Raw genomic sequence first — 20,010 nt, 5'->3', positions numbered from 1 at the left:
TTTTACCGGAGCTTCAAATGGGGCACATTAGCCTCCGTCGAGCCGTCCGGCGGTGGGGTTGGCACTACCCCGGGATGGCGGGCTTGCTCCATCGTGCAAGGCTTCCGAGGTTCGTACGGTCGATGACAGCACGTCGATGAAGGGGGAGTGCCGGTGCTGGACCCGCTGATGCCGCTGCTCTGCTCGCCGTGGCTCTACCTGATCGTGTTCGTGGCGGTGACGATCGACGGGTTCCTGCCGGTCATGCCGTCCGAGGCAGTCGTGATCGGACTCGGAGCTCTGTCCGCGACCGGGTCACCCGATCTGGTGGCGCTGGGCGTGACCGTGGTGGCCGGTGGAGTCGCCGGAGACCGGTTGTCCTATCTGATCGGGCGGCGCACCGGCGGCCGTTTCCGGACCGGCAAACTGGCGGCCGCGCGGGAGTCCGCCGAGCGAGCCCTGCACCGGTACGGCGCCGTCGCGATCCTGGTCGGACGGTTCCTGCCGTACGGGCGCACCGCCACCACCGTCACCTCGGGGGCGGTAGCGATGCCGCTCGGCCGGTTCCGGGTGCTGACCGTGCTGGCCAGCACCGCGTGGGCGGCGTACACGATCGGGCTGGGTCGCCTCGGCGGTGAGACGTTCGCCGGTTCGCCGTTGATGGGTGTCGGCTTCGGGCTCCTGCTCGGCGCCGGCCTGACCGTCGTGCACACCGTGGTGGTCCGATGGCGTTCGGTGCGGGACCGGCGCCGGGAGAACGCCGCACGCGCCGAGGCCGTGCCGCAACCCGACGTCGAGCAGCACCCCCGGCCGCGCCACCGGCTGGACCATCTCCCGACCGGACACCCCGAGGTCGTTCCCTGCCAGTACTTCGCGATCCGGCAGAGCGCCCCACTGCCCTGAAGCGATGCGCCCTGAGGCGCTACCGCGCTGAGTGCTACCCCGCGAACGCGCGGCGGTACTGCTGGGGTGGAACGCCGACGTGGATGCCGAAGTGGCGCCGCAGATTCGCCGCGGTCCCCAGGCCGCACTGCCCGGCGATCGTCTCGACCGGCAGATCCGTCGCCTCCAGCAGCGCGCGGGCGTGCGCGAGCCGCTGATGCAGCAACCAGCGCAGCGGCGTGCTGCCGGTGGTGGCCTGCACCCGCCGGAAGAAGGTACGCGGGCTGAGACCGGCACGCCGGGCCAGTTCCTCGACGGTGTGCTGCCGGTCCAGGTGCGCGGTGGCCCACTCCAGCACCCCGCTGATCCCGTCGCCGTCGTGGGCGGGCACGGCCAGGTCGATGAACTGGGCCTGCCCGCCGGGACGGTGCGCCGGGACCACGAGCCGGCGCGCCAGCTGATTGGCCACGTGGGCGCCGAAGTCGGTACGGACCACGTGCAGGCACAGGTCCAGCCCGGCGGACATGCCGGCACTGGTCAGAACCGGGCCGTCGTCGACGTACAGCACCGAGTCGTCGACCCGGACCTCCGGATACCGGCCGGCCAGGATCGCGGTGTGTGCCCAGTGCGCGGTGGCCCGGCGGCCGTCCAGCAGGCCGGCCGCCGCGAGTGCGAACGCGCCGGTGCAGAGCGACATCAGCCGTACGCCGGAGTCGGCGGCCTGCCGGAGGGAGTCCAGCAGCGCCTCGGGGACCTCCCGGTCGCCGTGGACGCAGGCCTCCGGCACCGCGGTCACGATGACCAGGTCGGCGCGAGGCAGCTCGGCCAGGGTGTGCGGTGACCGCAGGCTCAGGCCGTGCGGGGCCGGCGGGCCGGGCTCGGCGACGGGGCAGAGCCACATGTCGTACCACTCGCCGGCGAGGTCGGGCTGCGGAACACCGAAGACGGCGGACGCGATCGCCACCTCGTAGAGATCCCACGGGTGCAGGCCGTCGTGGTCCGCCACGACCACCGCCACGGAAGGTCCGGTCATGGGCGCCACTCTATGGCAGCAATTTTGCGCATGCGGGCACTCCTGCCACTCGTCCCGGCGGCCCCGGCTTGGCAGCCTGAGGACATGAGCACATACACGGGGAAGAGAGCGGTGGTCCTCGGCGGCACCCATGGGATGGGGCTGGCCGTGGTGGAGCGGCTTCGGGAGGGCGGCGCCGAGGTGTTGTCGACCGGCCGGTCCGCCTCGCCGGACGACCCGGATGCGGTACGCGCGGACGTGACCCGCCCCGGCGAGATCGACGCGCTGGGTGCCACGGTCGCCGCGAGGTTCGGTGAGTTCGACCTCCTGCACGTCAACGTCGGTGTCGCGTCGGTTCAGCCGTTCGAGGAGGTGACGCCGGAGATCTACGACCGGATGTTCGACGTCAACGCCAGGGGCGCGTTCTTCGCCGTCCAGCGCCTTGCGCCGATGATCCGGGAGGGCGGCTCCATCGTGTTCACCACTGCGGTCACCAACGGCCTCGGCTCCGCCACGATGAGCGTCTACTCCGGGACCAAGGCCGCCGTACGGGCGTTCGCGAAGGTGCTGGCCGCCGAGTTCCTGCCCCGGCGGATCCGGGTCAACACCGTCGCGCCCGGGTTCATCGACACGCCGACCATGGGGTTCACCGACGCCACGGCCGAGGAGCGGGCCGCGATCATGAAGATCGGTGACGAGGTCACGCCGATGCGGCGGCACGGAACCGTGGCCGAGGTGGCCCGCGCCGTGCTGTTCCTCGGCTTCGACGCCACCTTCACCACCGGCGTCGAGCTTCCGGTCGACGGCGGGCTCGGGCACGTCGAGGCCCCGGCATGACGAAAGGGCCGCCCACCGTCGGGTGGGCGGCCCTTCACACGGATCAGAGGCTGACCGCGCGCCCGCCGAGGGTGACCGCGAGGCGGCCGTCGGAGGCGAAGGACCAGCCCAGAGCCCCGCTGAAGCCGGCGCAGCGGGAACCGTTCGTACCGGACCAGAACTGGTTGGTGGCATCGGAGTTGCCGATGATCCGGTCGTTGGTGCCGCTGCCGCTGCGGCACGAGGTGTTGTTCCGGAACACCGAGGTGCCGCCGTCGAAGTTGAAGTTGCGTTCGGCGTTGTCGATGCTCAGGTTGTTCGAGATGGTCATCGATCCCGGGTTGCTGTTGAACGTGAACCCGTGCTTGCCGTTCTTGAAGGCGATGGTCCGCCGCACGATGTGGTTGACCCCGATGTTCTCGCCACCCAGCTTGAAACCGTTGCGGTCGCCGTTGCCGGCCTGCCCGCCGTTGCTGAGCGTGCCGTTGTCGTAGGCGAGCGAGTCCTCGATGGTGACCACGCCGATCGGGCCGGTGTCGGTCTTGGTGTACAGGTCCCAGCCGTCGTCGATGTTGTTGTGCGCGACCGCGTACCGGAAGACGTTGCCCGGTCCGACCGTCAGCTTGGCGGCGAAACCGTCCGCGTCCTCACCGTCGGAGTCGGCGTTGTCGTGCGACTCGGCACTGAGGACCAGGTTGTTGGCCGGCCACTGGGACTGCGGCGTCGTGGACAGCGTCCGGGACAGCTGCAGGCCGGTGTCGCGGTTGAAGCGGGTGACGGTCCGCTCCAGCACGTTGTTGCTGCCGCTGACGAAGATGCCGTTGTCGCCGGCCCGCTCGACCGTGACGCCGTACACCTTCCAGTAGTTGCCGTTGACGGCGAGGCCGCGGTTGGCCGGGTCCTCGGCCTGCGCCGAGAAGTTCAGGACCGGCTTCTCCCCGTTGTACGCCGCGATCGTCTTGAGTGCCCCGGCGGATCCGTTGTTGCCGGTCGGGATGGTGACCGTCGAGGAGTACGCGTAGGTGCCGCCCCGCAGGTAGATCGTCCCGCCCGCCGCGATCCGCCCGATCGCGGAGGTCAGCGTGGTCGGCGCGGTGATGGTCCCGGCGGCGCCGTCGGTGCCGGTCGGCGCCACGTAGAGGGCGTCGGAGGACGGCGGGACGGAGGTCGACGGGCTCGCCGACGCGGACGCCGAGGCGCTGGCGCTGGCACTCGCGCTTGCGGACGGTGACGTGGTCGGGGACGACGTCGGCGTCGAGACACCGTCATCCACCACGATGTCGTCGAACCGGCCCGCCGCGTTCTCGGTGAGCAGCCCGATCCGCCCGGCCGTGATGGTGCTGTCGCTGACCGACCCGACGCTGGTCCCGTTCACCGAGCCGCTGATCGTGGTGCCGCTGAACGACAGCTTCAGGGTGTAGTAGGTGCTCGTGGAGATGGTCTGGCTGAGGCTGCCGAGAACCGTGACGGCGCTGCCGTTCATGGTTTCCAGCTGCACCCGGTTGGCGCCGGTCAGGGACAGCCGGTACATCTTCGTGGAGCCGGCGGCCCGCCCGGTCAGTGCGACCACGCCGGCGCTCGATCCGAAGGACGTCGCCTTGACGCGGGCCTGTACCGAGTAGTTCGCCCAGGTGGTGGTTCCGGCGAACTGGCGGGCGCGTTCGCTGCCGGTGTCCGACTGTTGCAGGGCCCGCGTGCCGTCGCTGACCACGGACCAGGTGCCGCCTGATTTCGACCATCCGGTGGTGCTGCCGGATTCGAAGTCGGCGTTGAAGAGGGTCGCCGCCTCGGCCGTGCCGATCGACACGAACAGGCCGGCTGCCACCAGGCCGGACAGGCCCGCAGCGCCTAGCGATCGGCGCAGCGTACGGCCCCGGGTGAACATTTTTCGAGACGGCGAGGCCGGGACCGCCTGTAGTGGTTCAGCGACCTGGCGCTGTCGGGCACGATGCCGGGTCGAAAAATGTTCATCGGGGGACATGGGGGGATTACTCCTGTCGCAGAATGAATCCGCCGGACACGATGCATCGACCCCGGTTCGCAATTGCAAACCGTGGCAGAATGCAGCGTTGGGGATGGTCCGGCGGACTGCCATCGGGAACTGATTCCTTCAGGAAATCTGCCACGGGCATATATGTGAGTCAACGGAATCCATTTGCAGGTTTGTTGCAGGAATGGGTCAGACGTGTGTGGCCAGGAAGACGTCGAGGCAGCGTTCGGCGTTCGCGGTGATGGTCAGGGCCGGGTTGGCCAGGCACGCGGAGCCGGGCAGCAGCGCGCCGTCCACGCAGTAGAGATTCTGATATCCCGCGACTTTTCCGGCGAAATCGGTGGCTCTGCCCATCACCAGGCCGCCGAGCGGGTGGTACGTGTTCCGCGACCCCAGTCCCATGCCGGTGTTGCGGTCGTAGGACGGCAGACCGGTCAGCAGTGAGCCCTTCGAGCCCTCGGTGGCCCACCACAGCCTGGTCGCCAGGTCACGGCCGGCCTTGTCACCGGAGGTCGCCATCTCCGCGTACGGCCAGTGGACCTTCCCGGCGCCGGTGGCCGCGTCGTACCGGATCTCGCCGCGCTCCGGTGCCAGGGTGGTGATCAGGTGCGCGCTCGACGACGGCAGCCACGACGGGATCGGCGCCGCCTCCCAGGCCATCGCGGCCCTGGCGTACGGGTTCGAGTCGTCGAAGAACCGCACGTTGCCCGGCCCGCCCTGCGCGCTGCCGACGGTCCGGCGCAGGTTGAGCCGGGCAATCAGGAAGTCGCCGTTGTTGCCCCAGCCCTTGCCCACCGCCGTACTGGCCAACCGCGGCAGTCGTCCCCGTGCCCGCGACGTGAGCAGCAGCGACGTACTGCCCAGCGACCCGGCCGCCAGGAACACGTAGTCGGCGTCGAACACCGGCGACGCCAGCAGTCCGCCGCGTTCGTCGATCTGCCGGCAGGCGACCTCGAAGCGTTCCGAGCCGGAGATCTCCCGGATCTCAGCCACCTCGTGCAACGGGAGGATCCGGACATTCCCCGTGGCGAGAGCCCACTTCAGGTAGTTCTTGTCGACGCTGTTCTTGGCGCCGGAGTTACTGCCGAACGGCCCCTCGCCGATGGTGTGGCAGGCCGGTACGCGCCCGGCCAGCTCGTCGCGGATCACGTCCCAGTCGACGCCGAAGTGGACCGGCACCGGGGTACGGCCGAACTCGGCGATGTACTGCAGCCAGGAGCGCGCGCCGACGTACGACGGATGGCTCTGAATGTCCGCGGGGATCGTCGCGGCGCCGAGATTCCGCCGGGCGCGGGGCCAGTAGGTGCTGTCGAACTCCGTGTACGACAGCTCGGCCGGGTAGACGGTCTCCCAGTCGGCGCGCCGCGGCTGCGGCAGGAACATGCCGATGACCAGGGATCCACCACCCACCCCGGCTCCGCACATCACCTGGATGCCGTCGCCGGCGTGCTTCTGGATGAGGCCCGCCCCGCGCGTGATGACCCTGCTGACGTCGAGCCCGAGCGGCGGGCGGTCGCCGAACCAGGCGCAGCGCCAGTCCGGGTTGCTGATCGTGCAGAACGTCGTGCCGGAACCGTCGTCGTCCCAGCGGCGGCCCCGTTCCAGGACCGTCACCGTCATGCCCGCCTCGGCCAGGCGGTAGGCGGCCACCGCACCACCGAACCCGCTGCCGATGACGAGCGCGGTCCGGCCCGCCAGGGCGGGGACGTCCAGTGCGGGCGCGACCGCGGCGGCGGCACCGGCCTGCAACAGGGTTCGACGTTTCATGGGTTTCTCCCAACGACCCACATCGAGAAGAACTGCGACCCGCCCCCGTACGCGTGACCGAGTGCCGTCGCGGCACCCGCCACCTGATGTTCACCGGCCCGGCCCATCACCTGCATCGCGGCTTCGGCGAACCGCAGCAGGCCGGACGCGCCGATCGGGTTGGAACAGAGGACCCCGCCGCTCGGGTTGACCGGCAGCGCGCCGCCGAGCGCGGTCCCGCCCGATTCGACGAGTTTCCAGCCCTGCCCCTTCTCGGCGAACCCGACGTTCTCCAGCCACATGGGCTCGAACCAGGAGAAAGGCACGTAGAGCTCGGCCACGTCGACCTCGTCCAGCGGATCCTTGATGCCGGCCGCGGCCCACAGGGCAGCCGCCGCCTCCGCTCCGGCCCGGGGATCGACGTGATCCTTGCCGGAGTAGAACGTCGGTTCGGTCCGCATCGCCGTGGCCCGGATCCACGCCACCTGGCCGCTCGACTGCTCCGCGGCCTGCTGATCCCCGATGACCACGGCGCAGGCCCCGTCCGAGGAGGGGCACGTCTCGTCGTACCGGATCGGGTCCCACAGCATCGGCGACGCCTGCACCGACTCCAGGGTGATGTCCGGTTGCCGCAGGTGGGCGTAGGGATTCAGGGCACCGTTGCGCCGGTCCTTGACGGCCACCAGCGCGCCGATGTGACCGGGCGCGCCGGACCGGCGGATGTACGACCGGATGTGCGGCGCGAAGTAGCCACCGGCGCCCGCGGTGATCGGCGCGCTGAACGGCGGCTGGATCGACAGCGCCCACATGGCGTTCGACTCCGACTGCTTCTCGAACGCCACCGCAAGTACCCGCCGGTGCACCCCGGCCCGGATCAGCGTGGTCGCCACGATCGCCGTAGCCCCGCCCACCGAGCCGGCGGTGTGCACCCGCAGCAACGGTTTCCCGGCCGCGCCGATCGCGTCGGCCAGGAACAGTTCGGGCATCATCACACCCTCGAACAGGTCCGGCGCCTTCCCGAGCACGACGGCGTCGATCTGCGACCAGTCCGTCCCGGAGTCGGCGAGCGCCCGCTCGATCGCCTCCCGGCACAGCCCCGCCATCGACACGTCGGTCCGGCGGGTCCGGTGCTCCGTCTGCCCGGTACCGAGTACGGCGGCCCTGCGCATCACGCCTCCAGCCCTTCCAGCACGCAGATCAGGTTCTGCTGCAACGCGGGCCCGCTCGTGGCGTGCCCCACCGCGGTCCGCGCGCGCCCGGACATCACTTCGGCGGCGGCCGCCCCGATCCGCGACAACCCGGCCGCGAACATCGGGTTCGTCTCGAACGGCAGGTAGGTGCCGGCTCTGACGACGTGCCGCAGCAGCGACTCCTGATGGGTGAACGGGGCGTGCAGCGCGGCCACGTCCACCGCGCCGTCCAGACCCGCGTCGTGCGCCGCCGCGGCCGCCGACGGCACGGTGGTCAGGTCACGCTCGCCGAGGCCCTGCGGATCGACGCGATGCGCGATGCCGGAGATCCATGCGGCGGGTCTGCCGCGTACCCGGTCCCGCGCGGCCAGGACCACGGCCGAGACTCCGTCCGCGACCCGCACGGCCGTCATCCCGGCCATGTCCCGCTCACTGATCAGTCCGGCCTCGAACACGAGCCGGGCCTGCAGCGCCGCCACACTCGCCGCATCCGGCCACAACGGCGCCACCGTGTACGGGTCGAGCTGCAGCGCGAGCACCCGGTTCAGGTCACCGGCCGTGCCCATGCCGAACCCGTAGACCAGCGCCGTCTCCGCCTCACCGGCCAGGATCTTGAGGTACGCCTCGTACAGCGCCCACGCCGCGTCCATCTCCACATGCGACTCGCTGATCGGCGGCACCGCGCCGATCGCGTCGACGGCGCTCACGAACGAGAACGCCCGCCCGGCCAGATAGTCCGACGACCCGGAGCACCAGAAGTCCACCTCGCGGCGCCCCAACCCGGCCTGTGCCAGTGCCTGCTCGAAGACCGGCACCAGCGTCTCCACCGCGCTCGTGGTGACCGACCGGTCCGAGCGGGCGAACCCGATGACGGCGACGTCGTTCACAGATGCTCCCGGTACGACTCGTAGGGCGCGTCCGGCTCCCCGGACGGCTCGAAGTGACCGATGTTCTCCGGGGTCGTCGACCAGGCGGCCCGATCCCGCCAGACCGCGGCCACCCGCAGCCCCATCCGCACCTCATCGGCCGGCACCCCCAGCACGAGGTGCGGGATCGGGATGTCCGCGCCGTCCAGCAGCACCTGCGCGACCACGTACGGCGGTGTCAGCCGCTGCCCCGCGAACGGCACGTTGACCACGCAGAAGGTGGTGACCGTGCCCCGGTCCTCGACCCGCACCACCTCGGCCGGTGCCACCCCGCACGCCGGGCAGACCCGCGGCGGCACGTAGACCTTGCGGCAGGCCGGGCAGCGCTGCCCGATGATCCGCCCCTCGGCCAGCACCCGCAGGTAGCGGTCCTCCTCGGCCGACGTGGTGTGCCGGTAGTGCAGCCGGATCGGCGTGGTCATGATCAGAACCGGCTGGCTCGCACCGTTGTCTCCGGGTGCTTGAGACAGCGGTGCGGGCCAGCCGGGGTTCCCGCCGGGCGTCCCGCCGGGTCCCTCGCCAGGCGTCCTGCCGGGTTCTTTGCCGGGCATCCTGCTGGGTTCTTCGCTGGGCGTTTTGCCGGGTTCGGCGTCGGGCTCGAAGCACGAGATGTCGCGGATGTGGCCGGTACGTTCGGCGGCCCACCTGATCCGTACCCGCATGCCGGTGCTCATGGCCTCCGGTGAACCGGCGTCGACCGCGTGCAGCATCGCGGTGTCCGCGCCGTCGAGCCGGATCAGCGCCCACCCGAACGGCCGGTCCAGCGGCTGTCCCTCGAGCGGACGTTCCATCCACGTCCAGGTCACCACGGTGCCCGCAGAGGAGACCTCGACGAGTTCGGTGACCGGCTCGTGGGTGGCCGGGTCGTACTCCAGCGGCGGCACGTGCACCCGCCCGTCCGACGTCCGCCCGCCCAGCACCCGCCGATCCCGCAGCCCCGCCATGAACTGGCCGAGCACCGGCCCGAGCGAGCGCGTGTAATCGAAGGCGATGGTCAGCGGCGCCGACAGAGTATCCACGTCAGTGAGTGAAACACGTTCCAACTTTGCCGGGCAAGAACGCCGCCATGATGGCTTTTACATCGATGGAACGAGTTATAGAGTCGCGGCATGACCGGCATCGGGATGTGGACCATCGCGGCCGAGAGACCGCAGCACACGGCCATCGTGGAACCGGGCGGCCGCACCCTCACCTACGGCGAACTGGCCGCCGAGTCCGACCGGATCGGGCGCGGGCTGCGCACGGCCGGCCTCGGCGCCGGCGACACCATCGCGTTGCTTCTGCCCAACGGCGCCGACATCCTCGCCGCCTACTTCGCGGCGATCCAGATCGGACTGCACGTGGTGCCGATGAACTGGCACCTGACCGCCGCCGAACTCGGCTACATCCTGCGCGACAGCGGCGCGGCCGCGTTCGTCGCCCACGACCGGTTCGCCGACACGGCCCGCGCCGCCGCCGACCAGGCCGGCCTTCCGGCCGCGAGCCGCTTCGCGGCCGGAGAGATTCCCGGATTCGGGTCGGTCGCGGCACTCGGCTCCGGCGGCTCCGGAAGACCATCCCCGCGTACGGTCGGCGCACTCATGGTCTACACGTCCGGCACATCCGGCCGCCCCAAAGGAGTGCGCCGCCCGCTGCCCGGCCTCGACCCCGACCAGGTGCCGCCGGTGTCGCTCTGGTTCTTCGGGTTGTTCGGCCTCCGCCCGTTCGACGACCACGTGCATCTGTGCTGCTCACCGCTGTACCACACGGCCGTGATGAACTTCGCTGTCATCTCGATCCAGTTCGGGCACACGGTCGTCGTGATGGATCACTGGGACGCCGCCGAGTTCCTGCGCCTCATCGAACGGCACCGGGCCACCCACAGCCACATGGTCCCCACCCAGTTCCGCCGCCTGCTCGCGCTGCCCGCGTCGTACCGCTCGCAGGTCGACGTCTCCTCGATGCGCGCGATGATCCACGGTGCCGCCCCCTGCCCGCAGCCGGTCAAACGGCAGATGCTCGACTGGTTCGGCCCCGTGGTGATCGAGTACTACGCGGCCTCCGAAGGCGGCGGCACCCTCATCACCGCCGCCGACTGGCTGCGCCGCCCCGGCTCGGTCGGCCGCGCCTGGCCCGGCTCCCGGGTGCGGGTCCTCGACGACGACGGCAAGGACCGGCCGGCAGGCGAACCCGGCACCGTCTACCTGCAGATGGGCGACGCGACCTTCGAATACCACGGCGACGCCGAGAAGACCCGGGCCTCCTGGCGCGACCGCATGTTCACCGTCGGCGACATCGGCTACCTCGACGACGACGGCTACCTCTACCTGTGCGACCGCGCCAGCGACGTGATCATCACAGGCGGCGTGAACGTCTACCCCGCCGAGATCGAGAACGAACTGACCGTTCATCCGGCCGTCGCCGACGCCGCCGTCTTCGGCATCCCGCACGACGAATGGGGCGAGCAGATCAAAGCCGTCATCCAGCCCGCCCCCGGCGTGACCCCCGGCCCCGCCCTGACCACCGAACTGCTCGCCCACCTGACCGGCCGCCTGGCCCGGTTCAAGCTCCCGCGCACCATCGACTACGTCGACGAGCTGCCCCGCGACCCGAACGGCAAACTCTACAAACGCCACCTCCGAGACCCGTACTGGTCCGGCCATGACCGCGCCATCTGACCGACCCACACCGCCCCTCCACCCGCTCCACCAGCTCTCCACCCCGCCTTGCTCGCGGCGCCGGTGGCCGTTGCCATGCCGGCCCGTCTTGCCGGTCCCTCTTGCCCGCCCAGTCTTGCCCGCCCCGTCTTGCCGGTCCGTCTTGCCCGACCCGTCTTGCCCGCCCCGCCTTGCCGGTCCGTCTGCCGCCTCGCTGCCTGGCTCCGGCCTCGCGGTCCGTCTGCTTGCTTGGCGGACGCTTGCTGATCCGCTCGCTAACCGCCGCTCCGTCCGGGACACGTTGGCCCGCCAGTCCGCTCGCCGACCGGCCGGTCCGCCCGTCAGCCGTGCGTCACGCCTTTCCTGCACTCGATAGCGCTTCTGTGGTACGGCTGGCCGAATGGATCGGCTGAGAGTGCATCCGGACACCGTGTGCCTCTCTCGGAATCAACCAGCGGCCGAGCCGGGTTCGGCCGGTGGAGCGACCTTTGGCCCGGCATGATCGCGCCCGAGAAGGGGCTACCGTTCTTCCGGTCGGTCTGTCAGCTGATTCCTGACAACGTGCTGGCGAACGTACTCGAATTGCTGGCGGGTCAATTTTGGCATGATCGAGTTCTTACACTTCAGATCGGGGGTACGGGAAAATTATTGTATGGGACAGGCGTCGTTGTTCAGCAGAGCAGAGGTCGTGGCCATGCGAGACCGGACCGCTTCGCGCAATTATTCTGCCGAGCGGGAGGAATTTCGCCGGGAGCATGAGCGGCGTCGTGAGTGGGGTTTGCGGCGCCGCCATGCCGAGAAACTACGGCGCATTCGGCAGGGCGAATCCGGTGCGGCACAGCCCTCTGCATCCGGTGCGGCACAGCCCACTGCCGCCGGAGGCACCCGCGGGTGCCTCGCTGTCGGCGTCCGGATGCGTCCCGCTGCTGATTCTCCAGCGTGTCCCGCCGCTGACGCTCCGATGCGTCCCGCGTCACCGGCTTCGACGCCAGCGCCAGCGCCAGCGCCGACGCCAACGCCGACGTGCTCGCGGCGAGCAGTACCAAGATCAGCCGCTCCAGCCCCTGGCCGAGCGGAGGAGGGCCGACGAGCAGTTCTTACGCCTCAGTCGACTTCTTTGACATCGCTGCAGCCGTCGCCGCCGGGCTTGCGGCGAGGTGTATCACGATCAACCGTGCCAGTTCCTGTCCGACCGGAGGAAGACCGGGGTACAGCCCTTCTGCCTCGGTCGACTTCGCGGACATCGCTGCAGCCGACGCCGTCATCGGAGCCGCGCCGATCGCCGTCGGCGCCGACCCAGCTGACGCCGTCGCAGCCAGCGTTGTCTCGGTCGGTGTTGTTGTGGTCAGTGTTGCCGCGGGTGGCGTTGGCGCGGTTGGTGTCGTCTCGTTTCGGTGTTGCCACGGCTGACGTCGTTGCAGTCGATTTCGCCTCGGTCGGCGCATTCGATGTCGGCACTGTTGCAGTTGGCGCCGGCGCAGTGGGGGGCCTGGCATCGGCTCCTCTCGTCCACCGGCGCCGGCGTGCGTCGCGATGTCCGGAGTTGCCCTGGCGGTCGTTGACGGCGCGACTCCTGAGATGGTCGGCGGGTTGCGGGGTATGGGTGCTGAAGTCGGCGTTTGTAGCGACCGGCCTGGTGTTTGCTTTATCGATTTGGGTGGTCGATGTAAAGCGGTGGTCGAGCTTTTCAATCGGCGTCGGCGGATACGGTCAAGTTGGTGGCGGGCACCCTTCTATTGAGAGGTCAAGTCGTATCAACTTCTCTGGTCTGATCAGGGTCGGCAGATCACAGCGAGGGGCGTGGAATCTGTAGGCCTTGGTTTCGCGGTTGAGGGATTGGTTTGGCTTTGCGTGAGTGAGAGGCTGGTGATCCGGCTCACGTGGGCGCGGGTACTGGTTGAGTCTTGAATCCGCGCGACGTAATGGCCGGCCTCCCGTTCCTGTTCGGTCTGGGTTCTGGGTGTTGATCTTTCGGCTGTGCCCCAGTTCTGCCTGGACTTATATTTCGGCCCGGCGGCCCTGCCGCTCTTCACGGCACGGACTTGGAAACGGCTGAGCGCAATACGTCCCTGCCTGCAGCGCTGCCTGTCGTCTGCGTCGCGCCCAATGCCCAGGAGACGGGCCGCGCCACCGAGGCGGCCACGGAGATGAGCGGCCAGCGGCTGAGGTGGCCAGGGAGTTGAGCGGCCAGGGACTCAGGCGGCCAGGGGCTGTGGCGGCTGGGGACTCAGGCGGCCAGGGGCTGTGGTGGCCGGGGCCTCAGGTGGCCAAGGGCTGAGGCGGCCAGGGAGATGAGCGGCCAGGGCGTCAAGGCGGCCGGCGGTTGAGGACGGCCGGGAAGCTGCCGCGGAGTGGAGAGGGTGCAGGCGACGGTGGCGGCGGGCTCGAGCGGGACGGATGCGGGGGGATGTGCGCCCGGGCACATGACGCATATCACCGCTTTGGCCTGCTTGGCCGGCTGTGCCGCCGGCGAGCCGGCCATGGTGCCCGCGGCTCAGCAGCAGCCTCCGGCCGCTGTTGTGTCCACTCCGGCCGAAGAGACGGCCGATGTGTCCACTCGGGCCGAAGAGGTGGCCGATGTGTCAACTCCGGCCGAAGAGGCGGCCGATGTGTCCACCGCCGTCGGAGAGGCGGCCGTTGTGTCCACTCCGGCCGAAGAGGCGGCCGGGGCGGCGTCTGCGGACCTTGAGCTGGTCGCGGCCGCGGCCAAGATCAAGTATGCGTTCCCGGTGAAGGCCAAGAACGTGTCGTTTCACAAGACGCACGTCGGTTATCCGGCCACCGACATCTTCGCTGCCTGTGGCAAGCCGTTCCGGGCCACCACGAGCGGTGTGGTGCTGGAGGTCAGCCGGGTCGACCGGTGGAAGAAGGGCATGAAGACCGGTCCGTACAACGGTGGCAAATTCGTCTCGATTCTCGGCGACGACGGTGTTCGCTACTACGGCTCGCATCTGAGCACGGTCAACGCCGGCGTCAAGAAGGGCGTACGCGTCAAGGTCGGTCAGCAGCTCGGCAAGGTCGGCAAGACCGGTAACTCCAGCGGTGTCTGCCACGTGCACTACGGCATCTCGCCGGCGTGCGGGAAGACCGGTGACTGGAAGGTTCGCCGGGGTGTGGTCTGGCCGGCCGGCTACCTCACCTCGTGGCGCAAGGGTGGCCACAAGAGCCCGTCCGCCGCGGTGAAGGCGTGGAACAAGAAGCACCGCTGCAAGGCCTGATCCGGCGCGTGATCCCGTGCGCCGAACCGCCTCCGGCGCACGGGAATCCGGTGACCCGGCGCCTCAGCCCGTGAGTCGCGCCGGGGCCCGGCGCCGGGACCGCGTCGCGGGGTGGGCGCCGGTGCGGAGCGGAAATGACGGCACTGTCCGGACCGTACGATCAAAGGCCTTTGAACTGCGGTTTTCTTTTCTCGATGAAGGCTCGGGGGCCCTCTTTGGCGTCGTCGGAGGTGAAGACCTCCATGCCGATGCGGGACTCGACCTTGAAGGCGTCGTTCTCCGCCAGGCCCTCGGTCTCGCGGATGGTACGCAGGATCGCCCGGACCGCCAGCGGGCCGTTGGCCGCGATGACGCCGGCGATCTCGACAGCTTTCGTCAGGGCCTGCCCGTCGGGGACGACGTGACCGATCAGGCCCATGCCGAGTGCCTCGGCGGCGGTGATGTGCCGGCCGGTGAGCAGCAGTTCGGCGGCCACGGTGTACGGCAGCTGGCGCGGCAGCCGGACCGCTGAACCGCCGAGCGGGAACAGCCCCCAGCGCGCCTCGGAGACGCCGAACCGGGCGCTTTCCCCGGCGATGCGTACGTCGGTGGCCTGCAGGATCTCGGTGCCGCCGGCGACGGCCGCACCCTCGACCGCGGCGATCAGCGGTTTCGTCAGGCGGCGGCCCTTGAGCAGCGCGTCGATGCGGGACAGGTCGGCGCCGCCGTTGCGGAAACCGTCGCCGGGATGGTCGCTGGTCATGGCGCGCAGGTCGGCGCCCGCGCAGAAGGCGCCGCCCGCGCCGGTGAGGATCGCGACCCGGATCTCCGGGTCGGCGTCCACCCGGTCCCAGGCGTCGCGCATCACGGCCAGCATCTCCGCGGAGAGCGCGTTGCGGACCCGGGGCCGGTTCATCGTGACGATCAGGATCGGTCCTTGCTGCTCGACGAGCGCGTCCACCCGGTTCCCCTCCTTCTGTACAGCCCTTGCCCCGGAACGATAACAGGTTCTACTTTGCGTTGATGGCGGCCAATATTGCGGACCTTTTCGAGCACGCGGTCGACGCCTTCTCCGATCGCGTCGCGGTGGCCTGCGGCGAGCGCGAGATCACCTACGCGGAGCTGGAGGAGACCTCCAACCGATTGGCCCATTTCCTGCAAGGTCGAGGAGTGGGCAAGGGCGCCCACGTCGGGCTGTACGCGGGCAACTCGATCGAGGCCGTAGTGGCCATGATCGCCGTCTACAAGCTCCGTGCCGTGGTCGTCAACGTCAACTATCGCTACGTCGAGAACGAGTTGCAGTATCTGTTCGATGATGCCGGTCTGATCGCGCTCCTCCACGACCGGCGGTTCTCACCCCGGGTGAAGGCGGTGGCGTCCGGCATGCGGGCGATGATCGCGCTTCCCGACGACAGCGACTCCGATCTCCCGGACGCCTCGTACGACGAGGCCGTCGCTACCGGGTCGCCGGAACGAGACTTCGAGGCCCGCTCCGGCGACGACGTCTACCTGCTCTACACCGGCGGCACCACCGGCTACCCGAAGGGCGTGATCTGGCGGCACGAGGACGTCTGGCGGGTCCTCGGCGGCGGCATCGACTTCATGTCCGGCATCCCGCTCGAGGACGAGTGGGCGCAGACCCGGCGCGGTGCCGAGATGCCGCCGATGACCCGGTTCTGCCTGGCCCCGCTCATCCACGGCAACGCGCAATGGGCCGCCCTGGCCGCACTCTTCGCCGGCGACACCGTGGTGTTCCTGCCCCGGTTCGACCCCGACGAGGTCTGGCGGCTCATCGAACGGCACAAGGTCAACGTGGTGGTCCTGATCGGCGACGCGATGGCCCGGCCGATCATCGAGGCGTATCTGGCCGGCAGCTACGACGCATCGTCGCTGGTGGCCGTCTCGTCGAGCGCCGCCCTGTTCTCGCCGTCGGTGAAACGGCAGTACCTGCGGGCGCTGCCGGACATCATGGTCACCGACGCGATCGGCTCGTCGGAGACCGGGTTCGCCGGCATCGGCATCGTCGCCGAGGTGGACGGCGGAGCCGTCGACGGCCCGCGCGTCATGCCCGGCCCGGACACCATCGTCCTCGACGAGTACGACAGACCCGCCGGGCCGGGTGTGATCGGCCGGCTCGCCCGCGGCGGGCACGTGCCGCTCGGCTACTACCAGGATCCCGTGAAGACCGCGCAGTTGCTCACCGAGGTGGACGGGAAACGGTACGCGATTCCCGGTGACCTGGCGCGGCTCGAGGACGACGGCACCATCACCCTGCTCGGGCGCGGCAACACGTGCGTCAACACCGGCGGCGAGAAGGTCTTCCCGGAAGAGGTCGAAGGTGCCCTCAAAGCCCACCCGGACGTCTTCGACGCGCTCGTCATCGGCGTGCCCGACGACCTGCTCGGGCAGAGGGTGGCCGCGCTGGTGCAGCCGCGGCCGGACGTCACCCTCGACCTGACCGAGCTCGACACCCACGTACGGCAGCGGATCGCCGGCTACAAGGTGCCCCGATCGGTCTGGCTGGTCGGACGGATCGCCCGCACCATCAGCGGCAAGGCCGACTACCGCTGGGCACACGCCTACGCGAAGGAGCGCGATGCGGACTGACCTCTGTGACGTCCTCGGCGTCGAATATCCGATCGTCGGGTTCAGCCCGTCCGAGCACGTCGTCGCGGCGATCAGCCGGGCCGGCGGTCTGGGCGTCCTCGGCTGCGTCCGGTTCAACGACGCGAGCGAACTGGACGAGGTGCTGACCTGGCTCGACCGGGAGACCGGCGGCCGGCCGTACGGCGTCGACGTGGTCATGCCCGGCCGCGAACCGGCCGAAGGCCCGGTCGCCGACCTCAACGAACTGATCCCTTCCGGGCATCGGGACTTCGTCGAGCGGACCCTGCTACGGCTCGGCGTGCCCCCGCTGGAGTCCGCCTCCGACCGCCCCGGCGTCCTGGGCTGGCTGCACTCGGTGGCCCGCAGCCACGTCGAGGTCGCCCTCCGCCATCCGGTACGGCTGATCGCGAACGCGCTCGGCCCGCCACCACCCGACGTCATCGAGCAGGCCCACGCGCAGGGGCTGCTGGTCGCCGCCCTGGCCGGCCGCGCGGACCACGCCCGCAGGCACGTGGCCGCCGGCGTCGACATCGTGGTCGCACAAGGCTACGAGGCCGGCGGGCACACCGGGGAGATCGCCGGGATGGTGCTGGTCCCGGAGGTCGTCGACGCCGTGGACGTGCCGGTTCTGGCCGCCGGCGGCATCGGCAGCGGCCGGCAGATCGCCGCCGCCCTCGCCCTCGGCGCTCGTGGCGTCTGGATGGGCTCGGTGTGGCTCGGCACCAGCGAGTACCACAGCGGTCCCGCCCTGCGTGACGCCCTGCTGCGGGCCACGTCCAGCGACACGGTCCGCAGCCGGATCTACTCCGGCAAGCCGGCGCGGCTGTTGCGTAACCGCTGGACCGAGGCCTGGTCCGCCGACGGTGCCCCGGCCGCCCTGCCGATGCCGCTGCAGAACCTGCTGGTGTCCGGCGCACACGACCGGCTCATGGCGTCCGGCGACCCCACCGTGGTTCCCATGCCGGTCGGCCAGATCGTCGGCCGGATGAACGAGGTCCGGCCGGTTGCCGAGGTGCTCACCGACCTGGTCACCGAAGCCGACGAGACCCTGACCCGACTGCACAAGCTGCTGTGACGAGGGATCACCCCGACGTGGGCGACCTCGGGGTCGGCCGGCCCGCGGTCGCCCAGCCGGCCGGCCAGGAGCCCGGCCGCGACACTGCCGAGCCTCGGGCCGTGGCGGGTCTCGTAGACGGCTCCCGGCCCGTCGCTCAGATCGAAGAACAGGGTGACCGGCGGGTGCGCGATCATGGCGACGTCCCAGAACCCGGGCACGCGCTGAGGGAACCCGGCCAGGCTCACACCCCCGGCAGCCGGAGGCGCGGGCGCGGGACCGCGACGTCCACGTCGGACCATCGCACGGCGTCAGTCTGATCGGCGGTGAGCAGCAGATCGGCGTTCGATTCGGGCTCCTCCAGCATCGGCAGGTGCCCCACGCCCGGCAGCATTCCGGCCCGGCCTTCCTTGCGGATCATCGCGTCCGACCGGATCCGCCGCAGCAGCGGACCGGCCGGCGGCGACAACAGCATCCGCAGGAGCAGCGGCTGCGGGCGGAACGCGGCCAGGTCGGGGCCGGTGCTGACCAGCGTCAGCGCGCCGACCAGGGCGGGGCGTCGCTCGGCCGGCGCGGTCGCCACGTAGCCACCGCTGGAGTGCGCGGCGAACGCAGGCCGAGGTCGTCGAGCACCGCCGCCACGGCCTCGGCCTGCGCGGGCACCGCGTACGACGGGGCAGGCGGTGACTTGCCGCCGCCCGGCAGGTCGATCCGGATGACGTGCCGGTGCCGTGCGAGCGCCGGAATCACCGGCCCCCAGCAGGCGCTGCCCGCACCGGAACCGTGGAGCAGCACCAGCGGCGGTGCCGACCGGAGGCCGTCGTGTATCACGTGCAGACCATGTCCCATATCGGGGACGATGCGGGAGAGCCGGTCCCCGGTCTTGAACGAATGTCAGTGCGGCGCGGACCAGTTCGGGTCACGGCCGATGAAACCGATCAGGCGGGTCTGCGGGTCGGCGCCGGCCGGCACCGGGACGGCCGGACCGAACTGCCCGGAGGCTCGCAGCATCTCGTCCATCGGCTCCATACCGGACATCAGGTCCGCGCAGAGGGCCGGCTCGAGACGCTCATCCTGACCGGTGGCGCGGGCCAGGTCCCAGGTGTGCATGAAGACGTCGGTGGTGTAGAAGCGGTCGATCGCCTGGTCGAGAGGGATCTCGCCGAGATGCGGGTTGCTGAGCGTACGGCCGGCGGTGCCGGGATCGTCGAGCAGCTCCTGCACGGCCGTGGCATGCGCGTGCCAGGCCCCGGCGGGGTCGGTGCCGGCGTTCGGGCCCTGCGGCAGGGTCACGGCGGCGCCGGACGACAGGAAGCCCGGAAGCCATTCGACCAGGTGACGGACCACGTCCCGGGCGGTCCATCCGGCGACCGGGGCGGGCGCGTCCCAGTCCTTCGTGCCTTCGACACGGGCGGTGAAATCGGTGGCGATCCGGCGATGACGGTCGGCGGGAGACAGCTCGGCGAGGGACATGCGGCGAAGCCCTTCCATGCGGGCGGACGTTTCAACTGGGAAGTTTAAAGCATCCGGCCCGGTCGGGGCTGATCATGATCATTGTTTCGCCGATTTCATCAGCGCCCGGGCGCCGCTTTCATCAACGCCAGTGACAGTGCTGGTAGAAGCACTGAAGATCCGGTGACCCGGCTCTATGAACACCGGGGAAACAAAAACCGGGAGTGCGTGAAAAAGCTTCACGCACTCCCGGTGAAATGTCAGATCGTGCGGATGTTCTCCGCCTGCGGGCCCTTCGCGCCCTGCGACACCTCGAATTCCACCCGCTGGTTCTCTTCCAGGGTGCGGAATCCGCTCGTCGCGATCGCTGAGAAGTGGGCGAAGACGTCAGGACCGCCACTGTCCTGGGTGATGAAGCCGAAGCCCTTGTCGCTGTTGAACCACTTCACGACACCGGTGGCCATGATTTTCTCCTTGCCGACAGGTGGAGCGCCGCACCGTGCGGAACTCCGCGTCGCCGCGT

Annotated in this window: 17 protein-coding genes; 6 read left to right on the top strand and 11 right to left on the bottom strand. The window is 70.0% G+C overall.

The window, feature by feature from the left end; translation table 11 throughout:
* Positions 1-153 precede the first annotated feature (153 nt).
* On the top strand, positions 154-882 hold the full coding sequence (locus AB0G04_RS05820) for a DedA family protein (RefSeq protein WP_360977041.1): 729 nt from the start codon (positions 154-156) through the stop codon (positions 880-882).
* Between the two features lie 34 nt (positions 883-916).
* Here the strand turns inward: AB0G04_RS05820 and AB0G04_RS05815 are convergent, their stop codons facing one another.
* Positions 917-1,894: a helix-turn-helix domain-containing protein gene (locus AB0G04_RS05815; protein WP_360977037.1), complete on the bottom strand. Its 978-nt coding sequence runs from the start codon at positions 1,892-1,894 to the stop codon at positions 917-919.
* An 84-nt stretch (positions 1,895-1,978) separates the two neighbouring features.
* Between AB0G04_RS05815 and AB0G04_RS05810 the strand changes: the two genes are divergently transcribed.
* Positions 1,979-2,710, top strand: a complete 732-nt coding sequence (locus tag AB0G04_RS05810) for an SDR family oxidoreductase (protein ID WP_360977034.1) — start codon at positions 1,979-1,981, stop codon at positions 2,708-2,710.
* Positions 2,711-2,753: 43 nt separating this feature from the next.
* Here AB0G04_RS05810 and AB0G04_RS05805 read toward each other — a convergent pair whose 3' ends face one another.
* The 5 genes from AB0G04_RS05805 to AB0G04_RS05785 all read right to left on the bottom strand — a co-directional run bounded on the left by AB0G04_RS05805 (position 2,754) and on the right by AB0G04_RS05785 (position 9,560).
* Positions 2,754-4,574, bottom strand: a complete 1,821-nt coding sequence (locus AB0G04_RS05805; RefSeq protein ID WP_360977031.1) for a cellulose-binding protein — start codon at positions 4,572-4,574, stop codon at positions 2,754-2,756.
* A gap of 294 nt (positions 4,575-4,868) precedes the next feature.
* A complete protein-coding gene (locus AB0G04_RS05800) occupies positions 4,869-6,446 on the bottom strand; it encodes a GMC oxidoreductase (protein ID WP_360977028.1) in 1,578 nt (525 codons plus the stop codon).
* Positions 6,443-7,594, bottom strand: a complete 1,152-nt coding sequence (locus tag AB0G04_RS05795) for a thiolase domain-containing protein (protein ID WP_360977025.1) — start codon at positions 7,592-7,594, stop codon at positions 6,443-6,445. Before AB0G04_RS05795 ends, AB0G04_RS05800 begins: the two co-directional genes overlap by 4 nt.
* Positions 7,594-8,502: a lipid-transfer protein gene (locus AB0G04_RS05790; protein WP_360977022.1), complete on the bottom strand. Its 909-nt coding sequence runs from the start codon at positions 8,500-8,502 to the stop codon at positions 7,594-7,596. The genes AB0G04_RS05795 and AB0G04_RS05790 overlap by 1 nt, the downstream gene beginning before the upstream one ends.
* Positions 8,499-9,560 carry an OB-fold domain-containing protein gene (locus tag AB0G04_RS05785; protein WP_360977019.1) on the bottom strand — a complete coding sequence of 354 codons (1,062 nt, stop codon included), beginning with the start codon at positions 9,558-9,560 and terminating at the stop codon, positions 8,499-8,501. Before AB0G04_RS05785 ends, AB0G04_RS05790 begins: the two co-directional genes overlap by 4 nt.
* A gap of 90 nt (positions 9,561-9,650) precedes the next feature.
* Here AB0G04_RS05785 and AB0G04_RS05780 point away from each other — a divergent pair, with 90 nt between their 5' ends.
* Positions 9,651-11,198 carry an acyl-CoA synthetase gene (locus AB0G04_RS05780; RefSeq protein ID WP_360977016.1) on the top strand — a complete coding sequence of 516 codons (1,548 nt, stop codon included), beginning with the start codon at positions 9,651-9,653 and terminating at the stop codon, positions 11,196-11,198.
* 2,558 nt (positions 11,199-13,756) lie between these two features.
* Complete coding sequence (locus AB0G04_RS05775) at positions 13,757-14,395, top strand: M23 family metallopeptidase (protein WP_360977013.1); 639 nt, start codon at positions 13,757-13,759, stop codon at positions 14,393-14,395.
* Positions 14,396-14,555: 160 nt separating this feature from the next.
* Here AB0G04_RS05775 and AB0G04_RS05770 read toward each other — a convergent pair whose 3' ends face one another.
* Positions 14,556-15,335 (bottom strand): crotonase/enoyl-CoA hydratase family protein, encoded by a 780-nt coding sequence (locus AB0G04_RS05770; protein ID WP_360977010.1) that lies wholly within the window; start codon positions 15,333-15,335, stop codon positions 14,556-14,558.
* 62 nt (positions 15,336-15,397) lie between these two features.
* Between AB0G04_RS05770 and AB0G04_RS05765 the strand changes: the two genes are divergently transcribed.
* Positions 15,398-16,981 (top strand): acyl-CoA synthetase, encoded by a 1,584-nt coding sequence (locus AB0G04_RS05765; RefSeq protein WP_360977007.1) that lies wholly within the window; start codon positions 15,398-15,400, stop codon positions 16,979-16,981.
* Positions 16,971-18,056: a nitronate monooxygenase family protein gene (locus AB0G04_RS05760; RefSeq protein ID WP_360977004.1), complete on the top strand. Its 1,086-nt coding sequence runs from the start codon at positions 16,971-16,973 to the stop codon at positions 18,054-18,056. Before AB0G04_RS05765 ends, AB0G04_RS05760 begins: the two co-directional genes overlap by 11 nt.
* A 223-nt stretch (positions 18,057-18,279) precedes the next feature.
* On the opposite strand, the gene AB0G04_RS05755 is transcribed toward AB0G04_RS05760, so the two are convergent.
* The 4 genes from AB0G04_RS05755 to AB0G04_RS05740 all read right to left on the bottom strand — a co-directional run bounded on the left by AB0G04_RS05755 (position 18,280) and on the right by AB0G04_RS05740 (position 19,951).
* Entirely contained in the window at positions 18,280-18,618 is a 339-nt protein-coding gene (locus tag AB0G04_RS05755) for a hypothetical protein (protein ID WP_360977001.1), read from the bottom strand.
* Complete coding sequence (locus AB0G04_RS05750; protein WP_360976998.1) at positions 18,570-18,866, bottom strand: alpha/beta fold hydrolase; 297 nt, start codon at positions 18,864-18,866, stop codon at positions 18,570-18,572. Before AB0G04_RS05750 ends, AB0G04_RS05755 begins: the two co-directional genes overlap by 49 nt.
* Before the next feature lie 63 nt (positions 18,867-18,929).
* Positions 18,930-19,526 carry a TIGR03086 family metal-binding protein gene (locus AB0G04_RS05745; RefSeq protein ID WP_360976993.1) on the bottom strand — a complete coding sequence of 199 codons (597 nt, stop codon included), beginning with the start codon at positions 19,524-19,526 and terminating at the stop codon, positions 18,930-18,932.
* Between the two features lie 221 nt (positions 19,527-19,747).
* On the bottom strand, positions 19,748-19,951 hold the full coding sequence (locus tag AB0G04_RS05740) for a cold-shock protein (RefSeq protein WP_360976990.1): 204 nt from the start codon (positions 19,949-19,951) through the stop codon (positions 19,748-19,750).
* Between the last annotated feature and the right edge of the window lie 59 nt (positions 19,952-20,010).

This window comes from Actinoplanes sp. NPDC023801 (assembly GCF_040639655.1).
Taxonomy (GTDB): Bacteria; Actinomycetota; Actinomycetes; order Mycobacteriales; family Micromonosporaceae; genus Actinoplanes.
Note: the sequence above shows the minus strand (reverse complement) of the source record. Positions and strands in the feature narration are given on the sequence as shown.

Coding starts and splice junctions, on each gene's coding strand:
- AB0G04_RS05815 (WP_360977037.1), bottom strand. CDS start 1,894: ATGACCGGACCTTCCGTGGCGGTGGTCGTGGCGGACCACGACGGCCTG.
- AB0G04_RS05810 (WP_360977034.1), top strand. CDS start 1,979: ATGAGCACATACACGGGGAAGAGAGCGGTGGTCCTCGGCGGCACCCAT.
- AB0G04_RS05805 (WP_360977031.1), bottom strand. CDS start 4,574: ATGTTCACCCGGGGCCGTACGCTGCGCCGATCGCTAGGCGCTGCGGGC.
- AB0G04_RS05800 (WP_360977028.1), bottom strand. CDS start 6,446: ATGAAACGTCGAACCCTGTTGCAGGCCGGTGCCGCCGCCGCGGTCGCG.
- AB0G04_RS05795 (WP_360977025.1), bottom strand. CDS start 7,594: ATGCGCAGGGCCGCCGTACTCGGTACCGGGCAGACGGAGCACCGGACC.
- AB0G04_RS05780 (WP_360977016.1), top strand. CDS start 9,651: ATGACCGGCATCGGGATGTGGACCATCGCGGCCGAGAGACCGCAGCAC.
- AB0G04_RS05765 (WP_360977007.1), top strand. CDS start 15,398: ATGGCGGCCAATATTGCGGACCTTTTCGAGCACGCGGTCGACGCCTTC.
- AB0G04_RS05760 (WP_360977004.1), top strand. CDS start 16,971: ATGCGGACTGACCTCTGTGACGTCCTCGGCGTCGAATATCCGATCGTC.
- AB0G04_RS05745 (WP_360976993.1), bottom strand. CDS start 19,526: ATGGAAGGGCTTCGCCGCATGTCCCTCGCCGAGCTGTCTCCCGCCGAC.
- AB0G04_RS05740 (WP_360976990.1), bottom strand. CDS start 19,951: ATGGCCACCGGTGTCGTGAAGTGGTTCAACAGCGACAAGGGCTTCGGC.